The following is a 4117-nucleotide window of genomic DNA, read 5'->3' as shown; positions in this document are numbered from 1 at the left end:
AGGAGAAACTGCCGCTTTATCTGGGGTTCTTTGAGTTCGTACACAATGCCCGTAAGCGAGGAAAGGCACTGCTGGGCAACCTATTGGAGACCTTGTTGAACTAGCTCCCCAAAATCCGTATTGAGCCTTTTAATATTTGACGATCTGGAGCGCTGCAAAATAGATCTCAGTAGCCTATTAGGCTATATCAACTTCTTTGTAGAGCACAATGGAATGAAAGTCATTTTAATTGCTGACGAAGAAAAACTCTTGAAAGATGAAGACTATTCATCTATTTATTCATCTATTAAGGAAAAGTTGATTGGCAAAACCCTTAGTATATCACCAAGCTTTGATGATGTGTTGACATCTTCTATTGGTAAAATTGAAGTCGAAAAAGCTAAGGATTTCTTGGCCAATAATTTTGATGCCATAAAAGATCTCTACCAAAAATCCGATTGCAAAAACCTGAGAAGCCTAAACCATATCGTTTTAGAATTTGCAAGGATTTTTCAGGCACTTCCAGAACGAGTCCAAAACCACTCTGAAGCCCTGACGGATTTATTAAGAGCGCTGACAGCATTTTTGATTGAGATTCGTCAGGGGAAAATATCTCCTAAAGATATAGAAAAACTGACGACAGAATATGCAAACTTCTTGAGCAAAAAGCTTTTCTCTCCTTCGGATAGAAATGATCGACGCAAAAATGAGAATGAAAATGAGGAGGACCATCTTCTTGAATTCATCGATACATATCCTTTTCTAGATATGTATAGTGTTTTCCCTAGCCTCACTTGGTGGAAGCGTTTTTTTGATCAAGGTGCAATAGATTTAGAAGAGTTAGAACTGTCTATATCAAGTAGCAAATACTTTCAGGATGAGAGTACACCGAACTGGATGAAGCTTTGGCACTTCTCAGAATTATCCGATGAAGACTTTGAGGAATTAATCACGAAAATTGAGCAGGATTATAGAGATAGAATTTTCTCTGATATTGGAGAAATAACTCATATAGTAGGTCTGTTCTTAAGGTTCTCTAAAGCAGGAATTTATAAAAGATCTAAAAAAGACATTCTTGATGATTCAATAAGTTATGTGGATGACCTTAAAAGGTCCAGTCGACTGGAGCCTTTGCCTCAACACGTGCCATTTTATGAATCTATCGGAAGTACTTCTGGATACTACCGCAATCTTGCATTTCAGGAACGGGAAACTGAAGAATTTAATGAGTTTCGTAGTTATCTCGAAAGTGCAAGAAGAGAGGTTTATTCTGAAGGGATACCTCAAAAAGCTCAAGAGTTGCTTGAGTTTATGTGTAACGATATTCCCAAATTTCACAGAATGATATGTTACGATAGTCCTCTTGGTCAGGATGATGGCCCAGGATATCATGAAGAGCCAGTGTTGAATTACATCGAGCCAAGCCTTTTTGTTGAAAAAGTCTTGGCTATGAAAAACGAAGATGCCCGACAATTGTTATGGATGTTATCTGAAAGATATAAACATGGCGGCATCAATGAAAAGCTAATCCAAGAGTTGGAATGGCTTAAATCTATACAAAGGTTGGTTCTAGAGGAGGTTTCTCGTAGAGAGGGTAAGCTTAGTGGTTATATTTTAAGCTTATCAAGTCAAGAATATATCCATAAGGCAATTGAAAGACTATCCTCTAAAAAGGAGGATTTTCAGGAGTAATAATCCATGTATCTTTGCCTTTTGAGTATCTTTTGAAGCTTAAGATGCTTGCCTTTGAAGCTTAAGATGCTTGCCTTTGAAGTGTCAGTTGGTTGAATCTTGCTTTACTCAATTGTTAATATTTTTCTGAGTAAGACTTTCAGCCATGCCCCAGGCCATCGAGCTACGCCCCCAACCTGGCCCGCAAACTCTGGCTCTGGCCTCGCCTGCCGATATTGTCATCTTCGGCGGTGGCGCAGGCGGCGGCAAAAGCTGGACCATCCTACTTGAAGCGCTGCGCCACATCAAAAACCCGGCATTTAACGCGACCTATTTTCGCCGGAGTTACCCCCAAATCAAGAACCCTGGGGGCCTCTGGGACGCAAGCTTAGCAGTGTTCCCCTACGCTGGGGGCGATCCTCAGCTGGCAGCCTTGCGGTGGAACTTCCCCGCAGGCTCTTACGCTGTGATGCGTCACCTAAAGAATGATGCCGCTGTTCTGGAATGGCAGGGTACAGAGCTGGTCTATGTGGCCATGGATGAGCTGACCCACTTCACAGCGAAAATGTTCTGGTATATCACCAGCCGCCTGCGCTCGACCTCGGGCATTGCGCCCTACCTGCGGGCTACCTGCAACCCTGACCCCGATAGCTTTGTGCGATCGCTGATTGACTGGTGGATCGCTGACGATGGCTTCCCCAACTACGAGCGCTCTGGGGTGCTTCGTCATTTCGAGCGGCATGATGATGAATTGCTGTGGTTCGACCAGCCCACCGAAGACAGCAAATCGTTAACCTTCATCCCGTCCAGCGTCTACGACAATCCCGCGCTGCTCCAGAAAGATCCGAACTACCTGAAAAATCTAAAGGCGCTGCCGCTGGTCGAGCGGCAAAAGTTGCTAGATGGTAACTGGAACGTGAGAGCTGAGGCGGGCAAGTGCTTCCGCTCGGAGTGGTTCACGATCATTCAGCAGCTGCCCAAAGTGGTTAAGTGGGTGCGGGCCTGGGACTTCGCCAGTACCGAAGACCGCAAGGGCGACCCGGACGCAACCGCCAGCATTCGCATGGGCCTGATGCAAAACGGTGGCGTGGTGATCACCGACATGACAGAGGATTTTTTAACCCCTGCCGGAGTCGATACCCGACTGAAGGCGATCGCCGCTGCCGATGGCCTGGGCGTTCCTGTTCGCTGGCAGCGCGACCCCGGCCAGGCGGGTGAGTATCAGAATCAGGCCTTGCGATCGCAGCTGGCGGGCTATGACGCTAAGGGCATGACCACCACCCTAAGCAAGCTAGAGCGGGCCAACCCTCTGAGCAGAGCTGCCGAATTTGGCGAGGTGTATCTACTGCAAGGGCCGTGGAACAATCGGCTGATCAATGCCCTGGTGGGCTTCCCTGATGCGACTCACGATGACATTCCTGATGCGGCCGCTTTGGCCTATCTGGAGCTGATGGGCGTAGGGGTGCCTAAGTTTGGCTCTGCCTCGTTCCGGTAGTCTCACAAAATGCGGCCGCTAGTCTCACCGTGAGACTCATTCGCGGGCATTATGGGCTAGTCCACGGGCAAAAAACCACCTTTAAAAAAGAGATGCGCTGGTACAGAATCACCGACCCCCCCGATACCGACCCGGTGCGGCTGCCCGGTGTCACCAGCATTTTGGATGTGACGATGCCCCAAAGTCGGCGGGATGCCCTGGTCAGAGCAGAGCTAACCAACCCGCTCAACTATGCGCTGAACCGAGAGGCGGCGATCGCAAAGGGTACCGCGATCGATACCTGGTTTAAGAAGTGCTTGCTGAATGGTCGTCTTTACGGTGCCCCGCATCCGGTTGAGCGGCAGTGTCAGCGGCTGCGCCCGCTGGTGCGAAACCTGATTCAGGTGGGCGATCAGGTGTGGGCTGATGAACGGGTTCACCATATCGACCTGGGCTATGCCGGGACACTGGATGTAGTGGCCACCCTGCCCACGGGTCAGCGGGCGGTGATTGAGCTGAAGAGTAGTGCCTACACAATTTGGCCCGAGGCCGTTGCTGAGGCAACGCTGCAGGCTGCTGCCTATGCCCAGGCCTGGAATAAGCTGCACCCTGACAACAGCACAGCGGCGATCGTGACTTACCATGTCACCCCTTACCTGGCGCACGGGCACATGACCACTGGCCCAGCGCTGACTAAGGCGATCGCTGCCTGGAACAAGCGGCTGCAACAATTCGCCTCGCGCTATAGCGCTATGGAGCTGTGATGGGCAACTACTTTCGCGCCCCTGGGGCCAAGGTTGACTACACCAAACGCGAGACCCGCAACTATGTCAGCCGTAAGGCGCGGGTGAGCCGGGGGCTTAACCTGATGCCGACTGGTAGGTCGCGCACCGCTGAGGGCTGGCGCTTCTTTTTTGCCTCGCCTCGCGGGCCTGCTGCCGACGGCGGGCGATGGCTGGTGGATTTGGTACGGGCTAATAGTGACGGCGGGGG

General features: G+C 50.0%; 4 protein-coding genes and 1 pseudogene. All 5 read left to right on the top strand.

The genetic code is table 11. The features are described from left to right. Nucleotides 1–104 (top strand): annotated as a pseudogene (locus IQ273_RS36200) (DDE transposase); the annotation flags it as partial. Between the two features lie 16 nt (nt 105–120). Then, nucleotides 121–1671 (top strand): P-loop NTPase fold protein, encoded by a 1551-nt coding sequence (locus IQ273_RS31280; RefSeq protein ID WP_194026990.1) that lies wholly within the window; start codon nt 121–123, stop codon nt 1669–1671. A 145-nt stretch (nt 1672–1816) separates the two neighbouring features. After that, nucleotides 1817–3145: a phage terminase large subunit gene (gene terL, locus IQ273_RS31275; protein WP_194026989.1), complete on the top strand. Its 1329-nt coding sequence runs from the start codon at nt 1817–1819 to the stop codon at nt 3143–3145. A gap of 29 nt (nt 3146–3174) precedes the next feature. Next, a complete protein-coding gene (locus IQ273_RS31270) occupies nt 3175–3888 on the top strand; it encodes a hypothetical protein (RefSeq protein WP_194026988.1) in 714 nt (237 codons plus the stop codon). Further along, the coding region (locus IQ273_RS31265; protein WP_194026987.1) for a hypothetical protein at nt 3888–4117 on the top strand (230 nt) is incomplete at its 3' end. The genes IQ273_RS31270 and IQ273_RS31265, both read left to right, overlap by 1 nt.

This window comes from Nodosilinea sp. LEGE 07298 (assembly GCF_015207265.1).
GTDB lineage: Bacteria > Cyanobacteriota > Cyanobacteriia > Phormidesmidales > Phormidesmidaceae > Nodosilinea.
The sequence above is the reverse complement of the archived record's forward strand: the minus strand, read 5'-3'. Positions and strand labels throughout refer to the sequence as shown.

What these genes read in the sequence shown, in the direction of transcription:
- terL (WP_194026989.1), top strand. Translation starts at nt 1,817, where the DNA reads ATGCCCCAGGCCATCGAGCTACGCCCCCAACCTGGCCCGCAAACTCTG.